The organism is Arthrobacter sp. ZGTC131 (assembly GCF_002929275.1).
Lineage (GTDB): Bacteria > Actinomycetota > Actinomycetes > Actinomycetales > Micrococcaceae > Arthrobacter.
On record NZ_PJIK01000011.1, the window covers coordinates 72,982 to 99,623 of the forward strand.

Annotated in this window: 27 protein-coding genes, 6 tRNA genes and 1 riboswitch; of the genes, 18 read left to right on the forward strand and 15 right to left on the reverse strand. The window is 66.9% G+C overall.

From position 1 onward, the window contains the following. Positions 1–2: 2 nt before the first annotated feature. From hisG to CXQ90_RS14610, 13 genes are all read right to left on the reverse strand, one after another. Entirely contained in the window at positions 3–863 is an 861-nt protein-coding gene (gene hisG, locus CXQ90_RS14550; RefSeq protein WP_104140100.1) for an ATP phosphoribosyltransferase, read from the reverse strand. Positions 864–920: 57 nt separating this feature from the next. Continuing rightward, positions 921–1,184, reverse strand: coding sequence for a phosphoribosyl-ATP diphosphatase (locus CXQ90_RS14555; protein WP_056625926.1), 264 nt, complete (start codon positions 1,182–1,184; stop codon positions 921–923). A gap of 131 nt (positions 1,185–1,315) precedes the next feature. After that, positions 1,316–1,798: a 6,7-dimethyl-8-ribityllumazine synthase gene (ribH, locus tag CXQ90_RS14560; protein WP_104140101.1), complete on the reverse strand. Its 483-nt coding sequence runs from the start codon at positions 1,796–1,798 to the stop codon at positions 1,316–1,318. Between the two features lie 18 nt (positions 1,799–1,816). Beyond that, a complete protein-coding gene (gene ribA / locus CXQ90_RS14565) occupies positions 1,817–2,518 on the reverse strand; it encodes a GTP cyclohydrolase II (RefSeq protein WP_104140102.1) in 702 nt (233 codons plus the stop codon). Further along, positions 2,515–3,228 carry a 3,4-dihydroxy-2-butanone-4-phosphate synthase gene (gene ribB, locus CXQ90_RS14570; protein WP_104140103.1) on the reverse strand — a complete coding sequence of 238 codons (714 nt, stop codon included), beginning with the start codon at positions 3,226–3,228 and terminating at the stop codon, positions 2,515–2,517. Before ribB ends, ribA begins: the two co-directional genes overlap by 4 nt. Then, positions 3,225–3,866 carry a riboflavin synthase gene (locus CXQ90_RS14575; protein WP_104140104.1) on the reverse strand — a complete coding sequence of 214 codons (642 nt, stop codon included), beginning with the start codon at positions 3,864–3,866 and terminating at the stop codon, positions 3,225–3,227. The genes ribB and CXQ90_RS14575 overlap by 4 nt, the downstream gene beginning before the upstream one ends. Then, positions 3,866–4,978 (reverse strand): bifunctional diaminohydroxyphosphoribosylaminopyrimidine deaminase/5-amino-6-(5-phosphoribosylamino)uracil reductase RibD, encoded by a 1,113-nt coding sequence (ribD, locus tag CXQ90_RS14580; RefSeq protein ID WP_104140177.1) that lies wholly within the window; start codon positions 4,976–4,978, stop codon positions 3,866–3,868. The genes CXQ90_RS14575 and ribD overlap by 1 nt, the downstream gene beginning before the upstream one ends. A 186-nt stretch (positions 4,979–5,164) precedes the next feature. Further along, a riboswitch (FMN riboswitch) is annotated at positions 5,165–5,312 on the reverse strand. Between the two features lie 129 nt (positions 5,313–5,441). After that, on the reverse strand, positions 5,442–6,098 hold the full coding sequence (gene rpe / locus CXQ90_RS14585) for a ribulose-phosphate 3-epimerase (protein ID WP_104140105.1): 657 nt from the start codon (positions 6,096–6,098) through the stop codon (positions 5,442–5,444). A gap of 48 nt (positions 6,099–6,146) precedes the next feature. After that, positions 6,147–7,727: an RsmB/NOP family class I SAM-dependent RNA methyltransferase gene (locus tag CXQ90_RS14590; protein ID WP_104140106.1), complete on the reverse strand. Its 1,581-nt coding sequence runs from the start codon at positions 7,725–7,727 to the stop codon at positions 6,147–6,149. Beyond that, on the reverse strand, positions 7,724–8,644 hold the full coding sequence (gene fmt, locus CXQ90_RS14595; protein ID WP_104140107.1) for a methionyl-tRNA formyltransferase: 921 nt from the start codon (positions 8,642–8,644) through the stop codon (positions 7,724–7,726). Before fmt ends, CXQ90_RS14590 begins: the two co-directional genes overlap by 4 nt. Continuing rightward, on the reverse strand, positions 8,641–9,213 hold the full coding sequence (gene def / locus CXQ90_RS14600) for a peptide deformylase (protein WP_104140108.1): 573 nt from the start codon (positions 9,211–9,213) through the stop codon (positions 8,641–8,643). Before def ends, fmt begins: the two co-directional genes overlap by 4 nt. Before the next feature lie 85 nt (positions 9,214–9,298). Beyond that, positions 9,299–10,144, reverse strand: coding sequence for a cytochrome (locus CXQ90_RS14605; protein ID WP_104140109.1), 846 nt, complete (start codon positions 10,142–10,144; stop codon positions 9,299–9,301). A 93-nt stretch (positions 10,145–10,237) separates the two neighbouring features. Continuing rightward, a tRNA-Val gene (locus CXQ90_RS14610) sits at positions 10,238–10,309 on the reverse strand. A 294-nt stretch (positions 10,310–10,603) separates the two neighbouring features. On the opposite strand from CXQ90_RS14610, the gene CXQ90_RS14615 reads away from it, so the two are divergent. The 6 genes from CXQ90_RS14615 (at position 10,604) to CXQ90_RS14640 (ending at position 11,548) form a co-directional block, all read left to right on the forward strand. Next, positions 10,604–10,676 (forward strand) — tRNA-Gly (locus CXQ90_RS14615). Positions 10,677–10,723: 47 nt separating this feature from the next. Next, positions 10,724–10,794, forward strand: a tRNA-Cys gene (locus CXQ90_RS14620). 38 nt (positions 10,795–10,832) lie between these two features. Further along, positions 10,833–10,907: transfer RNA gene (locus CXQ90_RS14625), tRNA-Val, on the forward strand. A gap of 57 nt (positions 10,908–10,964) precedes the next feature. Next, positions 10,965–11,037: transfer RNA gene (locus tag CXQ90_RS14630), tRNA-Gly, on the forward strand. 51 nt (positions 11,038–11,088) lie between these two features. Further along, a tRNA-Val gene (locus CXQ90_RS14635) sits at positions 11,089–11,160 on the forward strand. 148 nt (positions 11,161–11,308) lie between these two features. Continuing rightward, a complete protein-coding gene (locus CXQ90_RS14640; RefSeq protein ID WP_104140178.1) occupies positions 11,309–11,548 on the forward strand; it encodes an antitoxin in 240 nt (79 codons plus the stop codon). 102 nt (positions 11,549–11,650) lie between these two features. Here the strand turns inward: CXQ90_RS14640 and zapE are convergent, their stop codons facing one another. After that, positions 11,651–12,691, reverse strand: a complete 1,041-nt coding sequence (gene zapE, locus CXQ90_RS14645) for a cell division protein ZapE (protein ID WP_104140110.1) — start codon at positions 12,689–12,691, stop codon at positions 11,651–11,653. Between the two features lie 221 nt (positions 12,692–12,912). On the opposite strand from zapE, the gene CXQ90_RS14650 reads away from it, so the two are divergent. From CXQ90_RS14650 to ybaK, 3 genes are read left to right on the forward strand one after another with little or no spacing between them, the layout of a single operon-like run. Continuing rightward, entirely contained in the window at positions 12,913–13,833 is a 921-nt protein-coding gene (locus CXQ90_RS14650; protein ID WP_104140111.1) for a sulfurtransferase, read from the forward strand. Between the two features lie 52 nt (positions 13,834–13,885). After that, on the forward strand, positions 13,886–14,347 hold the full coding sequence (locus CXQ90_RS14655) for a SufE family protein (RefSeq protein WP_181038576.1): 462 nt from the start codon (positions 13,886–13,888) through the stop codon (positions 14,345–14,347). A gap of 17 nt (positions 14,348–14,364) precedes the next feature. Continuing rightward, positions 14,365–14,928, forward strand: coding sequence for a Cys-tRNA(Pro) deacylase (ybaK, locus tag CXQ90_RS14660; protein ID WP_104140113.1), 564 nt, complete (start codon positions 14,365–14,367; stop codon positions 14,926–14,928). On the opposite strand, the gene CXQ90_RS14665 is transcribed toward ybaK, so the two are convergent. Then, complete coding sequence (locus CXQ90_RS14665) at positions 14,925–16,277, reverse strand: S9 family peptidase (RefSeq protein ID WP_104140114.1); 1,353 nt, start codon at positions 16,275–16,277, stop codon at positions 14,925–14,927. The two genes, ybaK and CXQ90_RS14665, sit on opposite strands and share 4 nt — an antisense overlap. A gap of 86 nt (positions 16,278–16,363) precedes the next feature. Here CXQ90_RS14665 and CXQ90_RS14670 point away from each other — a divergent pair, with 86 nt between their 5' ends. From CXQ90_RS14670 to CXQ90_RS14710, 9 genes are all read left to right on the forward strand, one after another. After that, positions 16,364–16,855, forward strand: a complete 492-nt coding sequence (locus CXQ90_RS14670; RefSeq protein WP_104140115.1) for a hypothetical protein — start codon at positions 16,364–16,366, stop codon at positions 16,853–16,855. Between the two features lie 14 nt (positions 16,856–16,869). Beyond that, a complete protein-coding gene (gene msrB / locus CXQ90_RS14675; RefSeq protein ID WP_104140116.1) occupies positions 16,870–17,337 on the forward strand; it encodes a peptide-methionine (R)-S-oxide reductase MsrB in 468 nt (155 codons plus the stop codon). 145 nt (positions 17,338–17,482) lie between these two features. Continuing rightward, a complete protein-coding gene (locus CXQ90_RS14680) occupies positions 17,483–18,895 on the forward strand; it encodes a DUF6421 family protein (RefSeq protein ID WP_104140117.1) in 1,413 nt (470 codons plus the stop codon). Next, positions 18,892–19,647, forward strand: a complete 756-nt coding sequence (locus CXQ90_RS14685) for an SDR family oxidoreductase (protein ID WP_104140118.1) — start codon at positions 18,892–18,894, stop codon at positions 19,645–19,647. The genes CXQ90_RS14680 and CXQ90_RS14685 overlap by 4 nt, the downstream gene beginning before the upstream one ends. A 21-nt stretch (positions 19,648–19,668) precedes the next feature. Then, positions 19,669–20,784, forward strand: coding sequence for a low specificity L-threonine aldolase (locus CXQ90_RS14690; protein WP_104140119.1), 1,116 nt, complete (start codon positions 19,669–19,671; stop codon positions 20,782–20,784). Between the two features lie 71 nt (positions 20,785–20,855). Further along, complete coding sequence (locus CXQ90_RS14695; protein WP_104140120.1) at positions 20,856–21,509, forward strand: DUF3000 domain-containing protein; 654 nt, start codon at positions 20,856–20,858, stop codon at positions 21,507–21,509. A gap of 58 nt (positions 21,510–21,567) precedes the next feature. Beyond that, positions 21,568–22,881 carry an HRDC domain-containing protein gene (locus CXQ90_RS14700; RefSeq protein ID WP_104140121.1) on the forward strand — a complete coding sequence of 438 codons (1,314 nt, stop codon included), beginning with the start codon at positions 21,568–21,570 and terminating at the stop codon, positions 22,879–22,881. Between the two features lie 138 nt (positions 22,882–23,019). Next, a complete protein-coding gene (locus CXQ90_RS14705; RefSeq protein WP_104140122.1) occupies positions 23,020–24,351 on the forward strand; it encodes an acetyl-CoA C-acyltransferase in 1,332 nt (443 codons plus the stop codon). Then, entirely contained in the window at positions 24,348–26,504 is a 2,157-nt protein-coding gene (locus tag CXQ90_RS14710) for a 3-hydroxyacyl-CoA dehydrogenase NAD-binding domain-containing protein (protein ID WP_104140123.1), read from the forward strand. Before CXQ90_RS14705 ends, CXQ90_RS14710 begins: the two co-directional genes overlap by 4 nt. The last annotated feature ends 138 nt before the right edge of the window (positions 26,505–26,642 follow it).

The following is a 26,642-nucleotide window of genomic DNA, read 5'->3' on the forward strand; positions in this document are numbered from 1 at the left end:
GGTCAGATGCGGCAGGCGTGGATGCTGCTGACCAGGATGGCACGGGCGCCGAGGTCGTACAGCTCGTCCATGATCCGGTTGGTTTCCTTCTTCGGCACCATGGACCGGACGGCCACCCAGTCGGAATCGCGCAGCGGCGAGACGGTGGGCGATTCGAGTCCGGGGGTGAGCGCGGCGGCCTGTTCGACGAGTTCCTTGCGGATGTCGTAGTCCATCAGCACGTACTGGCGCGCCACGAGGACACCCTGGAGGCGGCGGATCAGGACTTCGATTTCCTTCGCCGTACCGTTTGCGGCGCCGCCCTCGCCGGTGCGGCGGATCAGGACGGCCTCGGACTTGAGGATGGGCTCGCCGAAGATCTCCATGCCGGCGGCCTTGAGCGTGTTGCCGGTCTCGACGACGTCGGCGATCGCGTCAGCGACGCCAAGCCGGACGGAGGACTCCACGGCGCCGTCCAGGCGGACCACCCGTGCCTTGATGCCGCGGTCCGCCAGGTAGTCCCGCAGGAGTCCGTCGTAGCTGGTGGCCAGGCGTTTGCCTTCGAGTTCCTCCACAGTGGCGAAGTCGCCGATCGGGCCGGCGAAGCGGAAGGTGGAGGCGGCGAAACCGAGCGGAAGCAGTTCCTCCGCCTCAACCTGCGCGTCCAGGAGGAGATCGCGGCCGGTGATGCCGACGTCGAGCGTTCCCTGCCCGACGTACACGGCGATGTCGCGGGGGCGGAGGAAGAAGAATTCAATGTCATTGTCCGGGTCCATCATGACCAGCTCGCGGCTGTCGCGGCGCTGGCGGTAACCGGCCTCGGAGAGCATGGCGGAGGCGGCTTCGGACAGGGATCCCTTATTGGGTACGGCTACACGCAGCATTGGAGGTCTTTCTGGGGTTGGAAGTCTTGGGTCAGCAATCGGGCCGCGCGGACGCGGCTAGAGATGCTTGTAGACGTCTTCCAGGCTGAGTCCTTTGGCAAGCATCAGGACCTGCAGGTGGTACAGGAGCTGCGAGATCTCTTCGGCGGCGGCGTCGTCGGATTCGTACTCCGCAGCCATCCAGACTTCGGCTGCTTCCTCCACGACCTTCTTGCCGATGCCGTGGATTCCGGACTCCAACTCGGCAACGGTGCGGGAGCCCTCCGGACGGGTGGCTGCCTTCTCGCTGAGCTCTGCGAACAGCGTCTCGAAATTCTTCACGCCCTCCAGCCTACTTGCTTGGGGCCGGACGCCGCCTGTCGGCCCGTTGCATGACGGCGGGGATGTGAGCGAATACACACGGTGTGCGCTCCCCCTCCATCCCCGCCCGGCATCTCAGTGCTGCGAGGGCGTCAGTACTGTTTGAGCAGCAGCGCGGTAGTCAGCGCGGCGGTGACTGCCTCGTGCCCCTTGTCTTCGGACGAACCGGGCAGGCCGGCCCGGTCCAGGCCCTGCTGTTCGGTGTCGCACGTCAGCACGCCGAACCCGACCGGGACTCCGGTGTTGACGCTGACATCGGTGAGTCCCGACGTCGCGGCCTGGCAGACGTAGTCAAAGTGCGGCGTTCCGCCGCGGATGACGACGCCGAGTGCCACGACGGCGTCGAAGTGCGGTGCCAGCCGCGCGGCGGCTACGGGAAGCTCGAAGCTTCCCGGCACGCGGAGGACCGTAGGCTCGCTAATGCCGGCGTCCTTGGCGGCCCGGAGGGCTCCGTCCAGGAGACCGTCCATGATCTGGGTGTGCCAGCTGGCGGCAACGATGGCCAGCTTGAGCTGCGAGGTTTCCGCAGGGTTGAGGGTGGTGAGGTCAATCTGGGGTGCGCCGTGTCCGCTCATAAAGTGATCCTGATCCGTTCAGTCTTGTTCGTGTTCGAAAGTGTTGGTGCCGCTGCCGGGCACTCCTGCGGCCTGGGCGTCCAGGGTCAGCAGGTGGTCCATGCGGTCCTTCTTGGTCTGCAGGTACCGGATGTTCTGTTCCCGGGAGGGCACCTCGGTGGGGATCATCTCCACGACATTCACGCCGGCCTTGGCCAGGCGGTTCTGCTTGTCCGGGTTGTTGCTCAGCAGGCGGATCTCATGCATGCCCATCTCGGCCAGGATCTGCGCGGCGGCGTTGTAGCACCGCGCGTCAACAGGCAGGCCCAGCTGCTCGTTGGCCTCGACGGTGTCGAAGCCCGCCTCCTGCAGGGCGTAAGCCTTGATCTTGTTGGCCAGGCCGATTCCGCGGCCTTCCTGGCCGCGGAGGTACAGGAGGGTGCCGCCGTTCTCCTCAATCATCTCAAGGGCATACGCGAGCTGCTCTCCGCAGTCGCAACGGTAGGAGCCGAAGACGTCCCCGGTCAGGCATTCCGAATGCAGCCGCACCAGGGGCGCCTTGCCGTCCTTGGGCGGGTTGGGTGAGCTGACCGCGAGGTGCTCCGCGCCGGTGACCAGATCGGTCCACGCCTGCGTCACGAAGTTCCCGAACGCTCCGGGCAGCTGGACCACGGGGCCTGCACTGACGGGATGCGGGGTCCGCCCGTTGCTGCTGGCCTCGGCTGCTTGAGATGCCGTCATCGTCTCTTCCCTTCTCCGGCCGGACTCGCTTCCGGACTGCTCTTATGTGAAGATACACGGTCCGTCGCCTCCAGGTAGGCAACGAGGTCCTCAATCGAAATCAAGGGGCATCCGTGCTCGGCGGCGAAGACCCGCAGGCCGTCCAGCCGCATCATTTCACCGTCGTCGTACACAACTTCTGCGATCACGCCCACCGGTTCCAGGCCGGCGAGCCGGCATAGCTCCACGGCTGCTTCGGTGTGGCCGGGGCGTTCACGCACTCCCCCATTAACGGCACGCAGCGGAAATATATGCCCGGGGCGTGTCAGGGTTTCCGGGCCGCTGGCCGGATCGGCGATGACCCGGGCGGTGAGTGCCCGGTCCGTAGCCGAGATTCCGGTGCTTACGCCGGTGGCGGCGTCGCAGGAGACGGTGTAGGCGGTGCCTTTCGCGTCCTCGTTCACCTGCACCATGGGGGGCAGGGCCAGGGCGTCGGCCCGCGGACCGTCCAGCGGAACGCAGATGACTCCCGAGCTGTAGCGGATGGTCCATCCCATCAGGGCCGGGGTGGCGTGCTGTGCCGCGAAGATGATGTCCCCTTCGTTTTCGCGGTCCTCGTTGTCGACCACCAGAACTGGCCGTCCCGCTGCCATGGCCCGCACAGCGTCCTCGATGGGATCGAGAGTCAGAGTGCCCGATGCTGCCGGGTCAAGCCTTGCCGCCGCGCTCACTGGTGGTCCTCCGTGCCTTCGGTGCCGCGTCCGCTGAAGGCCAGCAGGCGTTCGGTGTACTTTGCCAGGACGTCCACTTCCAGGTTCACCCGGCTGCCGGCGGCCTTTGCGCCCAGACCGGTATCGGCGAGCGTGGTGGGAATGAGGCCCACCTCGAACCAGGGCGCGGTTTCGGCGGCGGGGCTGACGGCGGTGACGGTGAGGGAGACACCGTCAATGGCGATCGACCCCTTTTCCGCGATGTAGCGTGCGAGCCTCAGCGGCACGCCGAACCGAAGCCGCTCCCAGTTTCCCTGGGCTTCACGCTCGAGGAGTTCGCCGACCCCGTCGACGTGCCCTTGCACCACGTGCCCGTCGAGGCGTCCGCCGGCCGGAACACACCGTTCCAGGTTGACGGCGTCACCCGCGGAAAGTTCACCGATGGTGCTGCGGACGAGGGTCTCTCCCATGACATCCACGCTGAAATCCTTGCCGTCGATGGCCGTGGCCGTAAGGCACACGCCGTTGACGGCGATGGAGCCGCCAAGCGGCAGTCCGTCAGCGGTTCCGGGGGCGTGCAGGCGCAGCGTTGCGCTCGTGTCGCCGTTCCGGTCCACGGACAGGACCTTCCCCTGTTCGGCGATAATTCCGGTGAACATCAGTAGCCTCCCATGGCTGTGCCCGCTGCTGAACGGGCCGGTAATGAATCGGTTGAGGTTGACTGTGCCGCTGAAGGCGGCTGGATGGTTTCTTGAGGTCCGGCTGCATATTCGGGCAGCAGGTGCAGCCGCAGGTCCTTGCCGAGCTGCTGAACCGCGCCGCCCGAGGCGGCATCCCACTCCCAGCGCTGGGCCTCGGCAAGCGTTCCGATGCCCAGGCCGTTGAGGGCGGGCGTCCCGGAGCCAAGCAGCGTGGGCGCCAGGTAGACGATGAGTTCGTCCACGAGTCCTGCGCTGAGGAAGGCGCTCAAAATCCTGGATCCGCCCTCCACCATGACGTGCCGCGCCCCTGCCGCAAACAGCTGGGCCAGGGCTTCATGGGGATCGCGCGTGGGCAGGTGCAGGATCTTGCCGTCATCACCGCGCACAGCGGCGTCCGCCGGAACGTCTCGAAGTCCCATGACGGCCCGCAGCGGCTGTTGGCCCGAGGCTTCGCCGTTGGCATCCCTCGCCGTGAGCCGAGGGTTGTCCACCATGACTGTCTGCGTGCCGACCAGAATGGCGTCAATCCGGCGCCGGATGGCGTGGTTGTCGGCCAACGATTCCGGGCAGGAAATCCATTGGCTGGTTCCGTCCTCGGCCGCTATCCGGCTGTCCAGGGTCTGGGCAATGTGCAGCGTGACGAAGGGCCGTTTGGCCTCGACGGCCTGGAACCAGCGGCGATTGCGTTCGAAAGCGCGCTCGGCTGCCAGTCCGCTGCGGACACTGACACCTGCGTCGCGGAGGGTCGCAGCCCCGCCTGCTGCGGGATCATGCGGGTCATCGACGGCGTACACGACGCCGGTTATCCCGGCGTCGATGATCGCCTGCGCGCAGGGTCCCGTGCGGCCAACGTGGTTGCAGGGTTCGAGCGTGACCACCATGGTGGCGCCGTGAAGATCGATGCCGGCGCTGATCGCCGTCGCAATCGCATCGGCTTCGGCGTGGGCGGTGCCTGCTCCCCGGTGGTAGCCCGTCACCAGATGCCGGCCGTCAGGACCGACAACGACGGCCCCCACCAAGGGATTGGCACCGCGCGGCCCCTGCAGGGCAACGTCCAGTGCTGCGTCCATTGCGGCGCCTTCGGCGGCGCTGAAGGCGTGGATCGGCTGGCTGCCCACTACGAAACCGCCCGCTCCGGCGACACGGTAGGAGTATCCATGCGAGTGTGTCGTTCCTTCCCTCTAGAACCTCTATGGCTCCGGGGGTATACGACAGCGAAATGCTGCGACGTCCGTGGGACGTCACAAAATACAGCTGTACGCGCTTCTCTCATCCAGACTTTAACTGTCGGTACCGGAATTTCACCAGTTCAACCGTCCGCCGGGCTTTCCGAGGAAAACGCCGGCTCGCGGGTCGCGGACTGTCACCGCCGGTTCGGACTTACACCGACCCCGGAGCACGTAATGTGTGTTGCTATTGTGGCACAACCTTGCGGATGGCCCGGGTATTCCCAGCCATGAACTGTTACGGAATCCGTAACGTGGGCCTTCGCGGATATGGTTTGCCGGGCCGGGACCACGGCCGGGTTCCCGGCTAAACGGTTCCGGCTTTGCGCAGGCGGTCAATTGCCTCGGAGGGATCCGCGGCACCGTAGACGGCCGAACCGGCGACGAACACGTTCGCGCCGGCCTCGGCGGCCCGGAGGATGGTGTCCTCCGTGATGCCGCCGTCCACCTGGAGCGCAACATTGACGCCGGACCCCTCGATGGCGGCGCGCGCGCGGCGGATCTTCGGCAGTGTGAGGTCCAGGAAGGCCTGACCGCCGAAGCCGGGCTCCACGGTCATGATCAGCAGCATGTCCAGCTCAGGGAGCATATCCAGGAACGGCTCCACGGGCGTGGCGGGACGGAGGGCCATGCCGGCCTTCGACCCGCGTGCCCGCAGTTCCCGCGCCAGCTTGACCGGCGCGATCGACGCCTCGGCATGGAACGTCACGGAGGCCACGCCGGCATCCGCGTAGCCCGGGGCCCAGCGGTCCGCATCAGCGATCATGAGGTGCACATCCAGGGGAACCGGGCTGACAGCCTGGATCCGCTGCACCACCGGGAGCCCGATAGTCAGGTTGGGGACAAACTGGTTGTCCATCACGTCCACGTGCACCGAATCAGCGTTGCTGATTCTCTGCAGCTCGGCTTCAAGGTTCACGAAGTCGGCGGAGAGGATGCTCGGGTTGATGCAGCACTGCGGCATGCTGGGTCCTTTCGCGGGGGTGGGGAAGTTTATGAAGGTTTCTGCGGATCAGCGCTTCTTGCGGATGAGGGCAAGGAACATGGCATCCGTGCGGTGAATGTGGGGCCACAGCTGGGCCGTGAGCTCGTGGCCGGCGTCAAGGTGCCCGGTCAGGCTGACAGCATCCAGCGCGCTTCCGGCGTCCAGCAGTTCGAGGTCATCCCGCTTGCGCAGTGCGTCGGTGACCACCGCCGTGGTCTCGGCCGGGTGCGGTGAACACGTCACGTAGGCCACCACCCCGCCTGGTTTCACCGCGTCCAGGGCGGACTTGAGCAGATCCCGCTGCAGCGGACCGAGGTCGGCCAGGTCCTTGGGCGTGCGCCGCCACCGGGACTCAGGCCGGCGGCGCAGGGCGCCGAGCCCGGTGCAGGGCACATCGACGAGTACGCGGTCGAATGCTTCCGGCTGTTCTTCGCCCACCTCCCGGCCGTCGCCAGTGCGCACCATCCACACGTCGGAGGGGACGGCGGACAGAGCCTGGCTGACCAGTTTGGCCCGGTGCGGGGCCGGTTCGTTGGCGACGAGTGAGGCGCCGCGCTCATTGGCCAGCGCCCCGAGCAGGGCGGCCTTGCCGCCGGGGCCCGCGCACAGGTCCAGCCAGGCTTCGGCGGCCCCCTGAGCGCCGTTGCCCTCCGCGCCGTCGCCGGCCGTAATGCTCAGTGGCACCGCGGCCAAGGCGCGGGCCACGAGTTGGGAGCCGACGTCCTGAGCGCGCGTGGTTCCTTGCCGAACCGAGGAAAGCCGGCCGAGGTCCCCGCCGCTGGACAGCGCGGAGCCTTCGACGAGTTCGCCGGGCGAGGCGCCGTTTTCGAGGGCCTCGTCCAGGCTTCCGAGCCCGGGAAGAGCCACGAGGTTGACTACCGGGGCGGCGTTGTCCGCCTCAAGGAGATCGTTGATTTCGGTGACCGGCCTGCCGTGGGCCACGAGGGACTGCCTGAAGGCACGCACGATCCATTCCGGATGGGCGTAGCGGACCGAGGCAACCTTGGTTGGATCCTGCTCGTCGCTGAGCAGCAATTCCAGCCATTCCTCGAGCGTGTGCGCGGAGACCTTGCGCAGCACGGCGTTGATCAGGGCGGAAGGTCCCGCGCCGATCACGGCGCGGGCCAGTCCCACAGTCTGGTCGAGCGCGGCATGCGCCGGCACGCGCATGGCCAGCAGCTGGTGCGTGCCGATGCGCAGGGCGTCGAGGACGGCGGGATCCAGTTGGTCCAGCGGCCGGTCCACGCATCGCGCCAGGACCGCGTCATACGTGCCCTGTCCCCGGAGGGCGCCGTAGCTGAGTTCCGTTGCGAAGCCGGCGTCGCGCTTGTCCAGGCCGTGATGCCTGATCCGTGCCGGAAGGACGAGGTTGGCGTACGCGTCTTCGGCGGCCACTGCGCGCAGCACTTCGAAGGCGACCAACCGGGCCGGATCGGCGCGCCGGGTGCGCTGGGACGGCGCGTTCTCGGTGTAGCTGCGCTGCGGCCCGCGGTTGCGCTCCCGGCCCTGCGCGTTGCGCCGGCTGGCACCGCCGCCGCCTTGGCCGCCCTGCCCGGCCCGCTGGGGCCCTCTGCCCCGGCCGCTGCCGCTTGTCCCGGACTCGCTCATTCGAACACCACGCTTTCAAGGGAAGCCTGTCCGCGGGCCCAGTCGGCCGCGGACATCATTTTCTTGCCTGCCGGCTGCACCCGCGTCAGCTCGACAGGGTGCGAGCCGGTTCCCACCAGCACGCTCTTGCCGTCCAGCGCGACTTTGCCCGGCACCTGCGCGGCAGCCTCGGGCCGCAGCCGCACCGGCTCAAGTTTCAGGCGCTGGCCGTCGAGGGTGGTCCACGCCCCCGGCTCCGGCGTGACGCCCCGGGCGCGCCGGCCGACGGAGAGCGCCGGCGCGGACCAGTCGATCCGGCCGTCGTCGATGGCCAGCTTGGGGGCGAGGCTCACCTCGCCCTGTTGCGGCCGCGGGGAGGCCGAGCCCGACTCGACGGCGGACAGCGTCTGGGCGAGCAGCACCGCGCCGCTGTGCGACAGCCGCTCCAGCAGCGCGCCGGAGGTGTCGTCGGGGCGGACGGATTCGGTCAGGGTGCCGATGACCGGGCCGGTGTCCAGCCCCTCCTCGAGGAGGAACGTCACCGCTCCGGTGATGTCGTCGCCGGCAATGACCGCGCGCTGCACGGGCGCAGCGCCGCGCCAGGCCGGCAGCAACGAAAAGTGCAAGTTAATCCAGCCGTGTGGCGGAATGTCCAGGGCGGCACGGGGCACGAGGCCGCCGTAGGCAACAATGGCGGCCACGTCCGGACGGACGGCCGCGATTCTGGCGGTGACGGCATCGTCCACCCGCGTGGCATGGATGACTTCAAGGCCGAGCTCGGCGGCCCGCACGGCAACGGGCGACGGCGTGAGGACGCGTTTGCGGCCGATCGGCGCGTCCGGGCGGGTCAGCACGGCGACGACGTCGAAGCCGGCGGCGATCAGCGCGTCAAGTGACGGTACGGCCACAGCCGGCGTTCCCGCGAAGAGGACCCTCATCCGGCAGCGCCAAAGCTGCCGCCGCCGAAACTGGAGCCGACCGTCTTGGCGCGCTTCGCCGTCGTCCGTTCAGTGATGGAGTCGTAGTTGGCGTTGCGGATGGAGCGCAGCGCCGCCTTGCGGTCCTCGCCCTCGAGGCGGTCCGTGTAGAGAATGCCGTCCAGGTGATCGGTTTCGTGCTGGAAGCAGCGGGCCAGCATTCCCTCTGCCTCCACGGAAACGGGGTTTCCGTCGACGTCCACTCCGGTGACGCGCGTGGCGCGGTAGCGGCGGACGGGGTAGCCCAGGCCCGGGATGGACAGGCAGCCTTCCACTTCGTCAGGCTGGAAGTCATCGCTGTTTTCCAGCACCGGGTTGATGACGTGGCCCTCAACCCCGCCGATCCGGTACGTGAACACCCTCAGGCTGACTCCGACTTGGGGCGCGGCCAGGCCGGCGCCTTCCACGTCCTCCATGGTTTCGGTCATGTCGGCAACGAGCTTGGCCAGCTCTGGCCCGAATTCCGTGACAGGGTCGGCAACCGTGCGCAGCACGGGGTCGCCGATGATACGGATATTCAGAATTGCCATGTGCAGTCATTTCCTCACGGTGGGCGTTACGGATCCAATCCAGTTTAGTTGCTGCGGCCGGGACCGGCGCCGCCCGGACCGCGGCTTAGGCGAACACCGGCGGCGCCACCGGCAGCAGCGCAGGCCCTGCACTGACGGTGTCCGCAGACATCTCCCACACCCGCCGCAGCGCGCAGAATTTCCACCAGTGGTGCCGGAGCACGTCCGGATTCGCCCGCACCGGGCGCACCTCAGTTTCACCGATGGCGACGGCGAGCAGCACCGGAGAGTCACCGTGCCCCCAGGGTTCCCACTCCCCCGCCACGGCATCCACCAGGCTTTCCTCCGCCTTCATGCCCGCGACGAGCTGCATGACCACTTTGTCGTCCAGCGCCTTGACCTGGCCGTCGCGGGTGGTTCCCTTGGTCTTGTAGTCAATGAGGCAGGTCCGCCCGTTGATCCGCGCGACGAGATCCAGGGTTCCGGCATACCCCACCGTCTTGTTCCACACCGTGATCTCCGGAGCGACCGGTTCGACCCTGAACAGCTCCCACCATTCATCGAAGCGGGCCGCGAAGGCCTCTTCACCGTTGGACGCCAGCGCCTCCCGCGTTTCCTTCATCCGGTGGGGCCGGCCCAGGGCCCGCAGGGCAACCTGTTCGCAGTAGTTGTGGACGCGGTCTCCGCGCTGGGCGGCTTCGTCGCGGTAGGCCTCGGCAGCCTTGGCCGCACGGTTCACCGCCTGCCGGACTTTGGCCGGACTGCCCAGGATTTCGGGTAGCGACGGATCCTTGGCGAGCGTGCTGGCGCCCATGTAGCCGAACCACCCGTCCAGCCCGTGGGGCTGCTGGCCGATGACTGTGGTGATGGACGGAACCGAAAACGCCTCTGTGGTGGAGCGCGCGTACATCCGGCCGTATTCCGTGGCGTGGGCGAGGAGTGGATCAGTCATGGAAAGACTCTTTCACGGGGGGCTGACAATAAGTCCGGAAACAGAAAAGTCCGCTCCGCCGGGTTTTCCCGGGCGGAACGGACCATTCATCGGTGGGCGATACTGGGTTCGAACCAGTGACCTCTTCGGTGTGAACGAAGCGCGCTACCACTGCGCCAATCGCCCCGATGCATTTGAATGCTAGCCGACGATGCGGGGTTTTCGGAAATCGGAGCTCTCCCGCGGGGCTCCCGCCGGGAATCCAAAGAGAAACCATAGGGAATCCGGCTGCATGCCGCACTCCCCGGCAGCGGAATTACAGTCCTGTAATTCAAAAGTTCCCCTAGAATTCAAGGAAGTACGGGGGTTCGCATGACCGCACAGTGCCACGATTTGGAGATTCCCTGAACCTCCTATAGAGTTTTTACTCGTTGGAACGCGAGGAAATGCCACTCACGGCAGGAATCAGCGCTCCGAAATGCGGACGTAGCTCAGCTGGTAGAGCACCACCTTGCCAAGGTGGATGTCGCGAGTTCGAATCTCGTCGTCCGCTCGCAGGACACTGTCACGGCAAGGGTTCCCCGGAATCTGCGCTTACACGGTGGGTTGGCCGAGAGGCGAGGCAGCGGCCTGCAAAGCCGTATACACGGGTTCGAATCCCGTACCCACCTCGGTGAAAACCATGGTTTCCGGTCTGACCGGATGCAATGGGCGATTGGCGCAGCGGTAGCGCGCTTCCCTGACACGGAAGAGGTCACTGGTTCGATCCCAGTATCGCCCACCAGAGCAAGGAAACTTGCTTGTTGTTGAACGTCCGGCCCCGCCGGTACGGACTTCATGCGCGGACGTAGCTCAGCTGGTAGAGCACCACCTTGCCAAGGTGGATGTCGCGAGTTCGAATCTCGTCGTCCGCTCTCTTGATCCTCCGGGATCCGAACCCAGGATTTAGCCGGTCTTCCGGTTCCGGGCGATTGGCGCAGCGGTAGCGCGCTTCCCTGACACGGAAGAGGTCACTGGTTCGATCCCAGTATCGCCCACGACTGAAGCAGCTCCCCGGAGCTGCTTTTTTCTTGCCCCCGCACCGTTTGACTATTTCTGTCAAAAGCGACCTTGGCAGCCCCCGCTCTGGCGGCTAGGATCGAATGCGGAGGAGCGAACTGGCTCCGCAATTGAAGGGAGGTGCTCGTGGGACTATTTGGCGATCTAAAGGGCAAAGCTCAGGGTCTGATCCGAGGCAACGAGCAAGCCATCAAGGACGGCATCGGAAAAGCGGGCGACTTTGTCGACTCGAAGACTGGCGGCAAGTACACCAGTCACGTAGATAAGGTCCAGAATGGCGCTTCCACCTTCGTTGACAAGAACGCAGACGGAACGCCTAACGAGGCACCGGCGGGCCAGGTAGTGCCGCCGGAAAAGGCTCCGTAACCAGGATTTGCCGGGCTTTGCCCTGACACGTCAACCGAGGTGCCGGTCCCGCCGAGAGGCGGCGCCGGCACCTTTGGCGTTTAACGCCCTCGTTTTACCGCGCTACAGAGCCGGCTCGTGGTTCTGGCCTTCACGGGCCAGCGCCGTCAGGCGGGAGACTGCCCGGAAGTACTTTTTCATATAGCCGCCGGTCATCATTTCCTGCGTGAACAGCTGGTCGAACGGGACCCCGCTCGCCAGGATCGGAACGTCTTTGTCGTACAGCCGGTCCGCCAGCACCACAAACCTCAGCGCCACGGCCTGTTCGGTGATGGTCTCCACATCACGCCAGACAACGCCGTCCACGCCGTCGATGAGTTTCCGGTAGCGGCTCGGGTGGACGCCTGCCAGGTGGGCGATCAGGGTCTTGAAGTCGTCCTCCGCAACCGTCTGGCCGTCGAACTCCGCCTTCATGTGGGCGTGAAGTTCGCTGTTCCGCAGCGGCAGCGGGGCCGCGGGCAGGCCGCGGTGCCGGAAGTCCTCGCCGTCGATCCTGAGGACATCGAACTGGTCGGCCAGGACCTGGATCTCGCGCTGGAAGTCGACGGCGGCGAAGCGGCCGTCGCCCAAGGATCCGGGCAGGGTGTTGGAGGTGGCAGCCAGTTTGACGCCGGCGTCGGCGAGTTCGCGCATGAGCCGGGACATCAGGACGGTGTCCCCCGGGTCATCCAGTTCGAACTCGTCGATGCAGACAAGCTTGTAGGAACTCAGCGCCTCAACGGTTTTCCGGAAGGACAGCGCCCCCACGAGGTTGGTGTACTCCACGAACGTGCCGAAGGCCTTGGGACCCGGCGCGGCGTGCCACAGCGAGGCGAGGAGGTGGGTTTTTCCGACGCCGAAACCGCCGTCGAGGTAAATGCCCGCCCGCGATGTGTCCTTCTTGGCGAAGAGCCGCTTGAAAAGTCCGGCGCCGTCGCCCGCGCCGACACCGCCGGCGAAAGTCTCCAGGGCATGGACAGCCGCTGCCTGGCTGGGCTGCGAAGGATCGGGCCGGTAGCTTGCGAAGGACACCTTCCCGAATCTTGGTGACGGGTAGAAGCCTTTGAGGAGCTCATCCACCGACACCGCCGGCGTCCGGGTCGCAAGCTTTTCAATCTGTACCAAGGTGGTCCGTTCTGCTGGTGACTAGTCCCCAGACAGGATACCGGCATTGACGGCGCCGCCCCGATGCGGGATCGCGGGCCGTCCCGCGGCGGTGACCAAGCACACATTTCGCCTTGTTAACAAGGGGGAGCATTCCCTACAGGCCGTGGCTAGTGTTGAAGCAGTGACCGACCGTCTACTTCGGCGGTCCGACGTGACCGTTTCAGTGAAAGGCCATACGAATGTCCTACCCAGTTGAACAGAACGAAAAGTTCACCGCCTACGCCCACCCGGAGCGGCTCGTCTCCACCGAGTGGCTCGCCGCCGCCATCGAGGGCGGCGCCCTCGGCGACGGAAAGCTCGTGGTGGTGGAGTCCGACGAGGACGTCCTGCTGTACGAGACCGGACACATCCCGGGCGCGGTCAAGATTGACTGGCATACGGACTTGAATGACGAAGTGACCCGCGACTACGTGGACGGCGACGCTTTTGCCGCCCTGGCGGCGGCCAAGGGCATTTCCCGCGACACCACCGTGGTGATCTACGGGGACAAGTCCAACTGGTGGGCAGCCTACGCCCTCTGGGTGTTCACCCTCTTCGGCCACGAGGACGTCAGGCTGCTCGACGGCGGCCGCGACAAATGGATCGCCGAAGGCCGCGAGCTGACCACCGACGTTCCGGCGCCGGCTGCCGGTGACTACCCCGTCGTCGAGCGCGATGACGCGCCTATCCGCGCGTTCAAGGAGGACGTGCTGGCCCACCTCGGCAACCCTCTGATCGATGTCCGCTCCCCCGAGGAATACTCGGGCCAGCGCACCCACATGCCCGCCTACCCCGAGGAGGGCGCCCTCCGCGGCGGACACATCCCGACGGCAGCGTCGATCCCCTGGGCACGCGCCGCGGCGGAAGACGGTACGTACCGCACCCGGCCCGAGCTCGAGGCGCTCTACCTCGGCGAAGCCGGACTGGCGGCCGGGGACGATGTGGTGGCCTACTGCCGGATCGGTGAACGCTCCAGCCACACGTGGTTTGCGCTGAAGTACCTGCTCGGATTCGAGACGGTCCGCAACTACGACGGTTCCTGGACGGAATGGGGCAACGCTGTACGCGTGCCGATCGTCAAGGGCACCGAGCGCGGCTCCGTTCCGGCCGTCGCCAGGTAAGCAGCCGTAAGAAAGGGGCCCTGCGGAGGCAAATTTGCGTAAGCTGGAAGGGATGAGTACTTATGCACTTCCCACCGCGCTGGCGGAGATTGTCGATGACTTCCAGGCCTTGACCGAGCCTGACCGGCTTCAACTGCTTCTGGAATTTTCCCGTGCCCTGCCCGAACTCCCGGAGCGGCTCCGGGACCACCCGGAACTGCTGGAGCAGGTGGTTGAGTGCCAGTCGCCGCTGTTCCTGACGATTGAAGCGGAAAAGGACGACGCCGGGTCCCCCGCCGCTTTCCGGCTGTTCTTTAAGGCGCCTCCCGAGGCACCCACCACGCGGGGATTCGCCGGGGTGCTTCATGAGGGCCTCGACGGCCTCACTGCACAGGAGATCCTGGCCGTGCCGGATGACATGCCGGAACTGCTGGGGCTGACGCGGGCCATTACGCCGTTGCGGATGCGCGGCATGACGGCGATGCTGGGGCGCATCAAGCGCAAAGTGGCCGCGTCCGCCCGGCTCCAAAGCTAAACGGCCCCGTACCGGCCGTGGCGCGCAAGAACACCTCGCAGGGAACGCCTGCCACAGCCGCACTGGCTGCGGCGGGCGTTTCCTTCGTTCTGCATCCGTACAGCCACGACCCCGCCGCTGCCAGTTACGGCTCGGAGGCCGCCGAAGTCCTGGGGATTGATCCGGCGAGGGTCTTCAAAACGCTGATGGTCGACGTCGACGGCAGGCTCGCCGTCGGCGTCGTACCCGTAAGCGGAAGCCTGGACCTGAAAGCCATCGCAGCGGCGCTGGGGAGCAAGAAGGCCGCCATGGCGGATCCTGCCGCGGCTGAACGGCGGACGGGCTACGTCCTGGGCGGCATTTCACCTCTGGGCCAGCGGCAGCCCTCCCCCACGGTGATTGATGACAGCGCGCTGGCGCTGGCCAGCATCTTCGTTTCCGGAGGCCGCCGCGGCCTCGACATCGAACTCGACCCCAAGGATCTGATCCGCCTCACGGGCGCCGTCACCGCCCCTATCGGCACGGCTCCCTCCCGCACAGCGAGCGCCGGCACGGCTCCCGCCCGCACAGCGAGCGCCAGGCAGGCCAGCCGGCCGCGCTAATCCCGCAGGTCGGGTTCGGCTCCGGGCTGGCCAGGCCCCTGATCCGGATTCAGCCCCTGCCCCGGATTCAGTCTTGGCGCGAGCTGCTGCTGCAGCCAGGCCTTGACCAGGCTCTCCCAGCGGCCCGGATCAACATTCCATTCCTTCGTGTGCCGTGCCTGCTCAAATGCCTCGAACGTGACCATCTCCGGGTTCTTTTCGGCGAGGAGAGCGGAGGGCCGGTACGGGACATATTCGTCGTCCACGCTGTGGACAATGAGGGTGGGTGTCCGCAGTTCCACGGCCCTGGACACCCAGTCCATGGCTTTCAGGTCCAACGGAGCGGCCAGCCCGGTCAGGCGGCGCCCCAGCCGGTGGCCCATCATGAGCTGGCCGTACCGGCCGACGGCGGACGGGATCCGGTTCAGTTCGGCGTGGTGGGCCAGCACATTGACCCAGTCGATAACGGGCGCGTCCAGGACCATGGCCCTGATGACCGTCCGGTGCTTCGAGAGATCCGCGGTCTGCAGGCAGATGGCTCCGCCCATGGACCAGCCAAAGAGCACCACATCCTTGGCGCCGTTCGCCAGCGCGAAGGAGATTGCGGCGTCGATGTCGCGCCACTCGGTGGACCCCAGTCCGTATCTGCCGTCAGGCGCCGAGGGCGCCAGTCCGTCGTTGCGGTAAGACACCAGCAGGCTGGTGAGTCCCAGTTCGCGGGCGGCCCGGACAGCCCGGAGCCCTTCCTGCCTCGTGGCACCGCGGCCGTGGACCATGATGGCCCACGTCTCGGCGTCGGGCTCAGCCTTGATCAGCCAGGCGGGGGCGATTCCGCCGTCGACGTCGATCCCGACCTCCTTGGACGCCAGCCCGACGGCGGCAGGATCCGGATACGCGGCGCCGCTCCACCATCCGCGCCGGGCTGTTGCCAGGTCTCCGCTGTAGACCGCCTCCACCTCGCGGAGCACCGTCCGCTCTGCCGGCGAGTAGGACACGATCTTGCCGATGCGGGCGTAGCCGTTTCCGCCGTCAAAGAACAAACCGTAGACGCCGTCCAGGGTGGCGTCGGGCGTGGCCGCCAGAATGACCTGCAGCCCGCGCCCGTCCCTGATAACCGCCAGCACTTCCTGGTCAGCCGGCCGCGCCCGGGACGGGGTGAGCACGCGCCGAGCGAAGTACAGCGCCAAGGCCGACGATCCGGCGCCAAGGAGTCCGGCCGCAGCGCCGCCGGCGATCGCTCCGCCAATGGTCCATTTCGCTCTCAGTGTCGTCTTGCTGTCCGGAGTGGCCGCCGCCACCGCTTGCTGGCCGGTGGCGCGATCCGCGTGACGCAGGAGCGTTTGGGGCAGCGGGAAGGAGGAGGAGTCCATGGCACCATTCTTGCCGGAGTCGGCTCCCAAGGCACATCGGAGGCCAAATGCATGCGGGCGCGGTTCCGCGGGACTAGGCTGAGGGCATGAGCGATCCAATCGTCATTCTCACAGAAGAGCCGCTGGGTGCGGACGACCGCGTGAACATCGAACGCCTGGTGGACGGGGGTGATGCACCCCTGGTAGTGCTCGTACCTGCCAACACGGAACGGCACCTGTTGGTGGATTTCCTTGAGAACCTCTCCATGCTGGACATCGCCAAGGCCTTCCGGGAGTTAACGTCCCACGCCCCGGATCCGGACACGGAGCGGGCGGCTGCGGCGGAGACCCTGACCACATCGCTCGGTGCACTCGCAGGCGTGGGCGGCGGAGTCACGGGTGAGGTGGTTGGTGGCGGAGCCGTCAACGGCCTCGTGGAAAAGGTGAAACAACTCGGCGCCGCGCAGGCCGTCGTCATCACCAGGCCGCACGCAGTGGCGGACACGTTCCACACTGACTGGGCCAACAAGGCCCAGGACCGGCTGGGGCTTCCGGTGCTGCACCTGTACGCGGGCTCGGGATTTATCGGGGACTCCTGAGCGTTGACCAGGCTATGAGCACTCCAGAAAAAGCTGAAAGCACCACCGTAGGCGCCGAAAATCCGTCGGCCGTCCGAAAGGACGAGGACTGGCGCAGGGAACTGACGCCCGAGGAATACCGGGTGCTGCGCCAGGCCGGCACGGAACGCCCGTACACCGGCGAGTATTGGGACACCCACACGGCAGGCGTCTACCACTGCCGTGCCTGCGGTGCCGAGCTTTTCACCAGCAACGAGAAGTTCGATTCGCACTGCGGCTGGCCGTCCTTCTGGGCGCCGCTGGCAGAGGAACGCGTCCGGTACATCCACGACCGCACGCTCGGCATGGAACGCATCGAAGTCCGGTGCTCAAACTGTGACTCGCACTTGGGTCACGTCTTTGAGGGCGAGGGCTACGGCACGCCCACGGACCAGCGGTACTGCATCAACTCGGTTTCCCTGAAGCTGGTCCCGACCGACGGCACTGCTGGCGCGGACGCCTGAGGCAATGCGCCGCTACCTCTGACGGGCTTAATGTGGGCCGCGAGCATTACAGTTGCTTACGCTAATGCGGATAATGGATTAGGGACTCTGGGTGCTTGCTACGCTCGCCGTAGAAGTTCAGGCAACCAGAAAGGCGACGCCGAAGATGACACTGACCGCTACCACGGCACCCGCAACGATTTCCGCCGACCACCCCGAGTGGCAGCGCCTGAAGGCCGCAGCGGTAGCCCTGCGCGGGCTCCAGGTGCAGGATGGCTCCGTTCCGGAACAGACCGACCACGCGGCCGCGGCCGGCCACGTCGCTGCCATCGTCGATGCCGTCCACGCCCTTGCCCCGGCCTTCCCGCACGACGCCGAATACCTTGACCACCTGGGCCGCGACTTAGGCCGCTGGATGGAGGCCGGCTTCGGCATTCCCGATTTCCTGGACTCCCTGCTCGCCTTCCAGCCTCAGGTGCACCGCGAAAACGGGCTCCAGCACCTGGTGGTATTTCCCATGTACACCCAGAACGGCAGCAACAGCCGGCTGGTGGAAGCGGTACTGATCGAGGTGGTCTGGCCCGAATTCATCGCCGGGCTGGAACAGGGCGACTACTCGAACAAGCTCTTTGTACCCATCCGCTTCATTGACTTCACCCCCGGGTACGACACCAACTCCGCCGTGCTCTTTCCGGAAACCGTAGCCGTCCGCGAAACCCCCAAGTTCACGTGGGGCGCGATCTTCGCAGACCGTGAGGCTGCCCGCTTCCGCCGTGTCCTTCATGCCGCCGCCGACATCACGGCCCTGGAACTGCCGGCCGACGCCGCCGAGCTCCTCGGGGACCAGGAGCTCACACAGGAAACGTTCGTGATGTGGGACCTGATCCACGACCGAACCCACATGCGCGGGGACCTGCCGTTCGATCCGTTCATGATCAAGCAGCGCATGCCGTTCTTCCTGTATTCGCTGGAGGAGCTGCGCTGCGACCTGACAGCCTTCCGGGAATCCGTGAAGATTGAGAAGGACGAAGAGGCGGATCCGGAGGCCCGCCGGCACGCGAAACTGGTCCAGTACGCCGTCATCTTCGACCGCATCTTCCGCTTCGCCATCACGGGCAGCCGGGTGCGCAATTACGACGGACTCGGCGGCCAGTTGCTCTTCGCCTGGCTGCACCAGCACCGGGTGCTCCACTGGACCGACAGCCGCCTCAGCATCGACTGGGACGACGTCGCCGGTGTGGTCACTGAACTTGGCGCCCGGATTGACGAGCTGTACTGGCGTTCCATTGACCGGCCCAAGACTGCCCACTGGCTGGCCGCGTATGAGCTCATTTCGGGCACCGTCACACCCAGCCCGGCCTCCGTGTGGGCCAAGGGTCCCGGCGCCCTCCCCCTCGACGGACCGCCCCGCGGGCTGACCGACCAGGTGCTGGACGATGAGTTCCCGCTGTCCATGTTCTACGAGGCACTGGAAAAGAAGATGCGGGCCGTGATCGAATCGACCGCCGGCATCACCGGAACTTCGGACCCGGGCTACTCAAGCACGGGTCCTGCGGCGACGCCGATGACGGCGGGATGACCGCCGGCAACGGCCCCACGGTAGTGGTCACGGGCGGCAGCGGCCCGTCGGGAATTGCCGTGGCCGGGGCGCTGCGGCGGGCCGGCTTCGCCGTCTTCACCGTGGGTTCGGACCAGGCCCGGATTGACGCCGCCGCCGCCCAGGCCGGTCCCGGAGTCACGCCGCTCGCGTGCGATCTCGCGAGCCTCCCGGAAGTCCGGGAGCTTCACCGAACCCTCGCCCGGGACGCGGGAAGGATCGACGGCGTCATCCACCTCGTCGGCGGCTGGCGCGGGGCGCAGGGCATCGCCGATCAAAGCGATGAAGACTGGGACTTCCTGGAACGCGGCGCCATAACGACGCTCAGGAATGTCACCCGCGTCTTCTACGACGACCTCGCGGCCTCGGACACCGGCCGCTTCGCCATGGTGACGTCGACGGCGGTCAGCCGGCCCGCGGCCGGCGTCGCAAGCTATGTGGCAGCGAAGGCAGCCGCTGAGGCCTGGACCATGGCGGTGGCGGAGGGCTTCGCCCGGGACGAGGACGGAGACGGCACCACAAAACTGCACAGTGCCGCCGTCGTCTTCGTGGTGGAGGCCCTTGTTGACGCCGGCATGCGAAGCCGGCAGCCGGAACGGAAGTTCCCCGGGTACACCGACGTCGAGGACCTGGCGGCCGCCGTCGTCGGGCTTTTCGGCCGGCCCGCAGCGGAACTGAACGGCCAGCGGCTGCCGCTGACCCCTGACCAGGCGTCAATCGCCGGAACTACCTAGACTGAAAGCGTGACCAAAGCGATGACAACCACAGTTGAAACGGCCGGCAAGGGCACCACCTCCCGGCTGCACGACGCCACTGTCAGGGGATTCGCCTCCGACAACTATTCCGGCGTGCACCCGGAGGTGCTCGCCGCACTGGCGGCCGCCAATGAGGGGCACCAGGTGTCATACGGCGAGGACGATTACACCGCCCGGCTGCAAGAGCTCATGGAGGAGCATTTCGGCGAAGGCATCGAGTGCTTCCCCGTCTTCAACGGCACCGGCGCCAACGTGCTCTCGCTGCAGTCGCTGCTCCCCCGCTGGGGTGCGGTGATCTGCGCGTCCACCGCGCACATCAATATGGACGAGAACGGCGCCCCGGAGCGCATCGGCGGCATCAAGCTGCTGCAGGTTCCCACCCCGGACGGCAAGCTGACGCCGGAACTCATTGACCGTGAGGCGTGGGGCTGGGGCGACGAGCACCGCGCCCAGCCGTTGGCCGTCTCCATCACCCAGACCACCGAGCTGGGTACCTGCTACACGCCGGAGGAGGTGCGTGCCATTGCCGAGCACGTCCACGCCAGGGGCATGAAGCTGCACATGGACGGCGCCCGGCTGGCGAACGCGGCGGCGCACCTGGATGTTCCGCTGCGGGCCTTCACCCGCGACGCCGGCGTGGACATTTTGTCCTTCGGCGGCACCAAGAACGGGCTGCTGTTCGGCGAGGTGGTGGTGGCGCTCAATCCGGACGCCGCCCACGGCCTGCTCTTCCTGCGGAAGATGAACATGCAGCTGGCCTCCAAGATGCGCTTCATGTCCGCCCAGTTCATCGCGCTGTTGGAGGGCGACCTCTGGCTCCGCTCGGCGGCCCACGCGAACGCCATGGCCACCAGGCTGCGGTCAGCGGTGGATGCCATTGACGGCGTGGAGCCCACCCAGAAGACCGAATCCAACGGCGTCTTCGCCATCCTTCCCGAGGGCGTGGCGGACAGGCTGCGGAAGTCCTTCCGCTTCTACGACTGGAACGAGGCGCTCCGGGAAGTACGCTGGATGTGCTCATTCGATACCAGCGAGGAGGACGTCGATGCGTTCGTGGCAGCCATCAAGAGGGAGCTGTCCGGCCACGGTCCGGCGTCCACGGCAGGCGCGCAGTAGCATGCGGGCGATTGCATGAGCCGACGGCGAGCCTGCCGGCGGCGGCGGACTCTATTGCGTACCCTGCGAATGTGAACGCACTTGCCCAGGTTCCCTCGGATTTTCTTCACGCCTTGGGAACGCTCCGGAAAGCACGATGCCGCAGCGAGCTGCGCCTGGACGAGATCCCGGCGCCCTCACGGCTGGCGCCGTTTGCGGTAGCGCTCGGCGCCGAGGTGATTGTGCCCAGCGGCGGTGGCGATTACGCGGCCGTCCACGGCCCCGCGGCCATGGCACTGGCCCGCTCTGCGGCCGCCGGTGACGACCCCGACGGCGACGAGCTCGCCACCGGGAGGTTCATCCTGCTGTACGACCCCGACGGCTCGGCCGTCTGGGACGGTGAGTTCCGCATCGTCACCTACATCCGCGCCCAGCTCGAGGCCGAGATGGGCAACGACGAAATGCTCGGCACGGTGGCCTGGACGTGGCTCGTGGAAGCCTTGGAGACGCACCACGCGCCGTACCGCGCAGCCGGCGGAACAGCCACCCGGGTGCTGTCGGAAAGCTTCGGCACGCTGTCCGACCGGCCGGGTTCAATCGATATCGAACTCCGCGCCTCCTGGACCCCCGCGAGTGCGGACATCCAGCCCCATCTTGAGGCCTGGTCCGACATGGTATGCACGTTTGCCGGCCTCCCGCCGCTGCCCGACGGCGTCTCCGCACTGCCCCGCAGGCTCCGGACCTAGCGGCCGCCGCCTGTGCCGAATCCGTCCGCCCGCGTGCTGCCGGTAAACTAGGGGCATCATGACCCCTCAAAATCCGGAAAACACCACAGCCGGCGCTCCGGCTGCTGAAACCGCACCCCACATCACGGTCGAGGGCTTCGACAGCCTTGTCCCCGTTGTCATTGATCTGGATTCGCCGCGCGACGGCGTGCCACTGGTCATCGAGACCCAGGCAGGACTGGAGCGCTGCGCGGCCGCAATTGCAGCCGGCACCGGCCCGGCGGGTGTTGATGCGGAACGCGCGTCCGGCTTCCGGTACGGCCAGCGGGCCTTCCTGGTGCAGATCCGGCGGGAGGGGTCAGGTACCTGGCTCATCGACCCGGAACCGTTCGACGACCTTCGGATCATCAACGATGCCCTCCAGGGCGTCGAATGGATCCTGCACGCGGCCAGCCAGGACCTCCCCTGCCTTTCCGAGCTTGGCATGTGGCCGGACAAGCTGTTCGACACCGAGCTCGCCGCCAGGCTGGCGGGACTGCCCCGTGTGGGGCTCGCCGCGGTCATCGAGCAGCTGCTCGGATTCGGCCTGGCCAAGGAACATTCCGCCGCCGACTGGTCCACACGCCCCCTGCCGGAGCCCTGGCTCAGATACGCGGCGCTCGACGTCGAGGTCCTGACGGAACTGCGCGAGGAACTCATCGAACTGCTTGAGGCGGACGGAAAGCTTGAGTTCGCCGAGCAGGAATTCGCCGCAATCCTTTCGGCCGGGCTCGCGCCGCCACGCGTCGATCCCTGGCGGAAAACGTCAGGCCTGCATCAGATCCGGGACCGCCGCCAGCTCGCCGCTGTCCGCGAAATGTGGCTCGAACGCGATGCCCTGGCCCAGAAGCGGGACGTCGCTCCGGGCAGGCTGATTCCCGATTCGTCCCTCGTGGCCGCCGCCAAGGCCATGCCGGCGACCGTGCCGCAACTCCTGGGCACCAAAGGTTTCCACGGCCGGGCCGCCCAGCGAGAGGCTCCGCGCTGGCTCCGCTGCATCTCAACTGCCCGGGCACTGGAGGAACTTCCCCCGCTGCACCTCCCCACCAACGCCCCGCCGCCGCCGCGGGTCTGGGCTGACCGCGACCTTGCCGCCGCGGAGAGGCTATCCACGGCACGCCCGCTGCTACAGAAAAAGGCCGAAGAATTCGATCTTCCGCTGGAGAACCTGCTGACCCCGGATTTCTTGCGGCGCGTCGCGTGGCGCCCTCCCACGCACATCAGCGAGGCCACCATTGCGGACGAACTCCGCGGGCTGGGTGCGAGGCCGTGGCAGGTTGAACTCGTCACGCCCCTCATCACTGAAGCGTTCCTCAACCCGCAGCCGCTGCCGCCGAAGGAAGCCAGGGCCTAGGCGACGGCTCCTGATGTTGCTTGCACGCTAGGCTCCTTGCACCGGATGTTACTCACGAGTAACATTGGGTTCACTGTCGCTGGATCGCTGCTGACCTCGGTCAGGATCCGGCATCAACGTCTCAATGAGGAGCAGCACGTGAGCCAACACCGAAGCAGCGGAAACCAACGCGTGGTCCGCGACGTCGTCTTCGTGGACGGCGTGCGCACGCCCTTCGGCCGCGCCGGCGAGAAGGGTATATACGCGGGCATGCGCGCCGACGACCTTGTGGTCAAGTGCATCCGCGAACTGATGCGGCGCAACCCCGCGCTTCCTGCCGAGCGCGTCGACGAAGTGGCGGTCGCCGCAACCACGCAGACCGGGGACCAGGGCCTCACCATCGGCAGGACCGCGGCCCTCCTGGCCGGCCTGCCGCGCACGGTGCCCGGCTTCGCCATCGACCGCATGTGCGCGGGCGCCATGACAGCCGTGACCACCACTGCCAGCGGCATCGGTTTCGGCGCCTACGACGTCGTGATCGCCGGCGGCGTGGAACACATGGGGAACCATCCCATGGGTGCCGGCGCCGACCCCAACCCGCGCTTCGTATCCGAACGCCTGGTGGATCCCGCCGCGCTCAACATGGGCAACACCGCAGAAAACCTGCACGACCGCTTTCCCCGCATCACCAAGGACCGCACCGATGCCTACGCGGTGGCGTCCCAGAACAAGCTGGCGGCTGCGTACGGAGACGGGTTGATCCAGCCGGACCTTGTTCCTGTCGCCACCATGAAGCCGGGCCAGGGATGGACGGTCAACACAGTGGACGAGCCGCCGCGACCGGGCACCACCGTGGACGACCTCGCCGCCCTGCGGACGCCGTTCCGGGCCCACGGCCGGGTGACGGCCGGAAACGCCGCAGGACTTAACGACGGCGCCACCGCCGCGCTGCTGGCGTCCTCCGATGCTGCCGCTGAACTGGGCCTGCCCGTCAAGATGCGGCTGGTCAGCTACGCCTACGCGGGCGTGGAACCCGAGGTCATGGGGATCGGGCCTGTTCCGTCCACCGAGAAAGCCCTGGCGAACGCAGGCCTGGACATCGGGGACATCGGCCTGTTTGAAATCAACGAGGCCTTCGCCGTCCAGGTCCTCAGCTTCCTGGACCATTTCGGGATTGCCGACGACGACCCCCGGGTCAACCGTTACGGCGGCGCCATAGCGGTGGGCCACCCGCTCGCGTCGTCGGGCGTCCGGCTCATGAACCAGCTGGCCCGGCAGTTCGAGGAAGATCACTCCGTGCGCTACGGCGTCACGGCCATGTGCGTCGGCCTCGGGATGGGCGCCACGGTCATCTGGGAAAACCCGCATCACGCCGATTACAGCGGCGCCGGCCGTTCCGACGCCCTCGATTCCGCCGGTATCCCCGCCTCCGCCGACCCTCTCCCCGCAGACACCGCAGCCTCCACCCCGACCGCAGGAGCCGCAGCATGAGCGCCGCAGATTTCCGCAAGCTTGCCGACCTTTTCCCGGATGAGACGGTCACCCATTCCTACGTGCAGGACATCGAACTCCCGGCCGTTGGCGGCCAGCCCAGTCCCGGCCTCTTCGCCCTGATCACGCTGGACAACGGGCTGGACCACACCAAACCCACCACGCTGGGGCCCAACACCCTCGTGGAACTCGGGACAGTGCTCGAAGGACTCCGCGAGCGGGCAGCCAGTGGCGAGATCGTCGGCGTCGGGGTCACAGGCAAGCCGCACTTCCTGGTGGCCGGCGCGGACCTGTCTGCGGTGAAGTCCCTTGACAGCCGGGAGCACGGACTGTGGATGGCGCAGCTGGGTCACGACGTCTACGCGACGCTGGCCAACCTTAGCGTTCCCAGCTTCGCCTTCATCAACGGCGTGGCACTGGGCGGCGGGCTGGAGATCGCCCTGCAGTCCACGTACCGGACAGTGTCGGCCGCGGCAGGGGCGCTGGCCCTTCCGGAGGCCTTCATCGGGCTGGTTCCGGGCTGGGGCGGCGTCTATATCCTGCCCCGGCTGATCGGTCCGGAGAACGCCGTCGAGGTGATGATCGAGAACCCGCTGAACAACAACCGCACGCTGTCCGGGCCCGAGGCCTACAAGCTGGGCATCGCAGATGCCATGTTTGAACCTGCAGACTTCGTGGAGCAGTCGATCGCCTGGGCCGCGGGAGTCATCTCCGGCGACGTCACACCGGAACGGCCCTCCGCCGTCGACCCTTCCGGCCCCGGAGTGGCTGACCGCTGGGCCGGGGCGGTGGCCGCCGGCCGCGCCTTCGTGGAATCAAAGACGTCCAACGCCTCGCCCGCGCCGGCCAAGGTGCTGGACATCATGGAGGCAAACCGAACCATGAGCCAGGCGGAGTCCGCCGAGCTGGAGTGCGAGACCCTGGCAGGCCTCATGCAGACGGACGAGTTCCGGTCCACGGTCTATGCGTTCCTGGACCTGGTGCAGAAGAGGTCCAAGCGCCCCGCCGGTGCCCCCGACCGCAAGCTCGCCCGGCCGGTGACCAAGGTGGGTGTGGTGGGCGCCGGGCTAATGGCTAGCCAGTTGGCCCTGCTCTTCGCTCGCCAGCTCAAAGTTCCGGTGGTCATGACCGACATCGACCAGGCCCGCGTGGACAAGGGCGTGGGTTACGTCCATGCGGAAGTGGACAAGCTGCTCGGCAAGGGGCGCCTCAGCCCGGATGCAGCGAACCGGACGAAGGCCCTCGTGACGGGGTCCGTCTCCAAGGAGCCGTTCGCGGATGCGGATTTCGTGATCGAGGCGGTGTTCGAGGAACTCAACGTCAAGAAGCAGGTTTTCGCTGAAGTCGAAGCCATCGTCTCCCCCGACTGCATCCTCGCGACCAACACGTCGTCGTTGTCCGTGACAGCGATGGCCGAAGGCCTGCGGAACCCGGAACGGCTGGTGGGCTTCCACTTCTTCAACCCGGTGGCCGTCATGCCGCTGCTGGAAATCGTGCGCGCGCCAAAGACGGACGATGCCGTGGTGGCCACGGCTTTCGAGCTGGCCAAGGGGCTGAAGAAGACCGCGGTCCTGGTCAGGGACGCCCCGGCGTTCGTGGTCAACCGGATCCTGCTTCGGCTCATGGGCGAGGTCACTGCCGCCTTCGACGAGGGCACGCCGGCGGACGTTGCGGACAATGCGCTGCGGCCGATGGGCCTGCCGATGACACCGTTCGACCTGGGCGCGATGGTGGGGCTTCCCGTGGCCCAGCATGTCCAGGAATCGCTGCATGCGGCGTTCGGCGACCGCTTCAGGGTTTCGCAAAACCTGCAGAAACTGATCGACAACGGGGTGCGGTCGCTGTGGTCTCCGACCGCAGACGGCGGCAAGGAAATTCCGGCATCCACGCTGGCCCTGATGTCTTTCGGAACGTCGCCGTCGACAGGGGAAGAAGTACTGCGCCGGACGCAGGACGCCCTGGCCGAGGAGATCGCGCTGATGCTCGAGGAGGGCGTGGTGGACGGGCCGGAGGACATTGACCTGTGCATGATCCTCGGGGCGGGCTGGCCCATGTTCCTCGGCGGCATCACCCCGTACCTCGACCGCACGGGAGCATCCGAGCGCGTCACGGGCAAGAGGTTCCTCGACCCGGGTGTGGCATCCCGGGCATAGATTCTGCTGCAGCCGCACTGCCAGGCGGTGCCGGTCCCGTCACCCGAAAGTGACGGGATCGGCACCGTTTTGACGGCAGGCACTAGGCCTTGCGGGAAGCCAGCCACCTGGCTGCCGATCGGCGGACCGCCGCGCGCG

Bases quoted from the DNA above. Each gene is read 5' to 3' on its own strand.
- hisG (WP_104140100.1), bottom strand. From the start codon at position 863: ATGCTGCGTGTAGCCGTACCCAATAAGGGATCCCTGTCCGAAGCCGCC.
- ribH (WP_104140101.1), bottom strand. From the start codon at position 1,798: ATGAGCGGACACGGCGCACCCCAGATTGACCTCACCACCCTCAACCCT.
- ribA (WP_104140102.1), bottom strand. From the start codon at position 2,518: ATGACGGCATCTCAAGCAGCCGAGGCCAGCAGCAACGGGCGGACCCCG.
- CXQ90_RS14575 (WP_104140104.1), bottom strand. From the start codon at position 3,866: ATGTTCACCGGAATTATCGCCGAACAGGGGAAGGTCCTGTCCGTGGAC.
- ribD (WP_104140177.1), bottom strand. From the start codon at position 4,978: ATGGACGCAGCACTGGACGTTGCCCTGCAGGGGCCGCGCGGTGCCAAT.
- rpe (WP_104140105.1), bottom strand. From the start codon at position 6,098: ATGCCGCAGTGCTGCATCAACCCGAGCATCCTCTCCGCCGACTTCGTG.
- CXQ90_RS14590 (WP_104140106.1), bottom strand. From the start codon at position 7,727: ATGAGCGAGTCCGGGACAAGCGGCAGCGGCCGGGGCAGAGGGCCCCAG.
- fmt (WP_104140107.1), bottom strand. From the start codon at position 8,644: ATGAGGGTCCTCTTCGCGGGAACGCCGGCTGTGGCCGTACCGTCACTT.
- def (WP_104140108.1), bottom strand. From the start codon at position 9,213: ATGGCAATTCTGAATATCCGTATCATCGGCGACCCCGTGCTGCGCACG.
- CXQ90_RS14605 (WP_104140109.1), bottom strand. From the start codon at position 10,144: ATGACTGATCCACTCCTCGCCCACGCCACGGAATACGGCCGGATGTAC.
- CXQ90_RS14650 (WP_104140111.1), top strand. From the start codon at position 12,913: ATGTCCTACCCAGTTGAACAGAACGAAAAGTTCACCGCCTACGCCCAC.
- CXQ90_RS14655 (WP_181038576.1), top strand. From the start codon at position 13,886: ATGAGTACTTATGCACTTCCCACCGCGCTGGCGGAGATTGTCGATGAC.
- CXQ90_RS14665 (WP_104140114.1), bottom strand. From the start codon at position 16,277: ATGGACTCCTCCTCCTTCCCGCTGCCCCAAACGCTCCTGCGTCACGCG.
- CXQ90_RS14670 (WP_104140115.1), top strand. From the start codon at position 16,364: ATGAGCGATCCAATCGTCATTCTCACAGAAGAGCCGCTGGGTGCGGAC.
- msrB (WP_104140116.1), top strand. From the start codon at position 16,870: ATGAGCACTCCAGAAAAAGCTGAAAGCACCACCGTAGGCGCCGAAAAT.
- CXQ90_RS14680 (WP_104140117.1), top strand. From the start codon at position 17,483: ATGACACTGACCGCTACCACGGCACCCGCAACGATTTCCGCCGACCAC.
- CXQ90_RS14685 (WP_104140118.1), top strand. From the start codon at position 18,892: ATGACCGCCGGCAACGGCCCCACGGTAGTGGTCACGGGCGGCAGCGGC.
- CXQ90_RS14690 (WP_104140119.1), top strand. From the start codon at position 19,669: ATGACAACCACAGTTGAAACGGCCGGCAAGGGCACCACCTCCCGGCTG.
- CXQ90_RS14700 (WP_104140121.1), top strand. From the start codon at position 21,568: ATGACCCCTCAAAATCCGGAAAACACCACAGCCGGCGCTCCGGCTGCT.
- CXQ90_RS14710 (WP_104140123.1), top strand. From the start codon at position 24,348: ATGAGCGCCGCAGATTTCCGCAAGCTTGCCGACCTTTTCCCGGATGAG.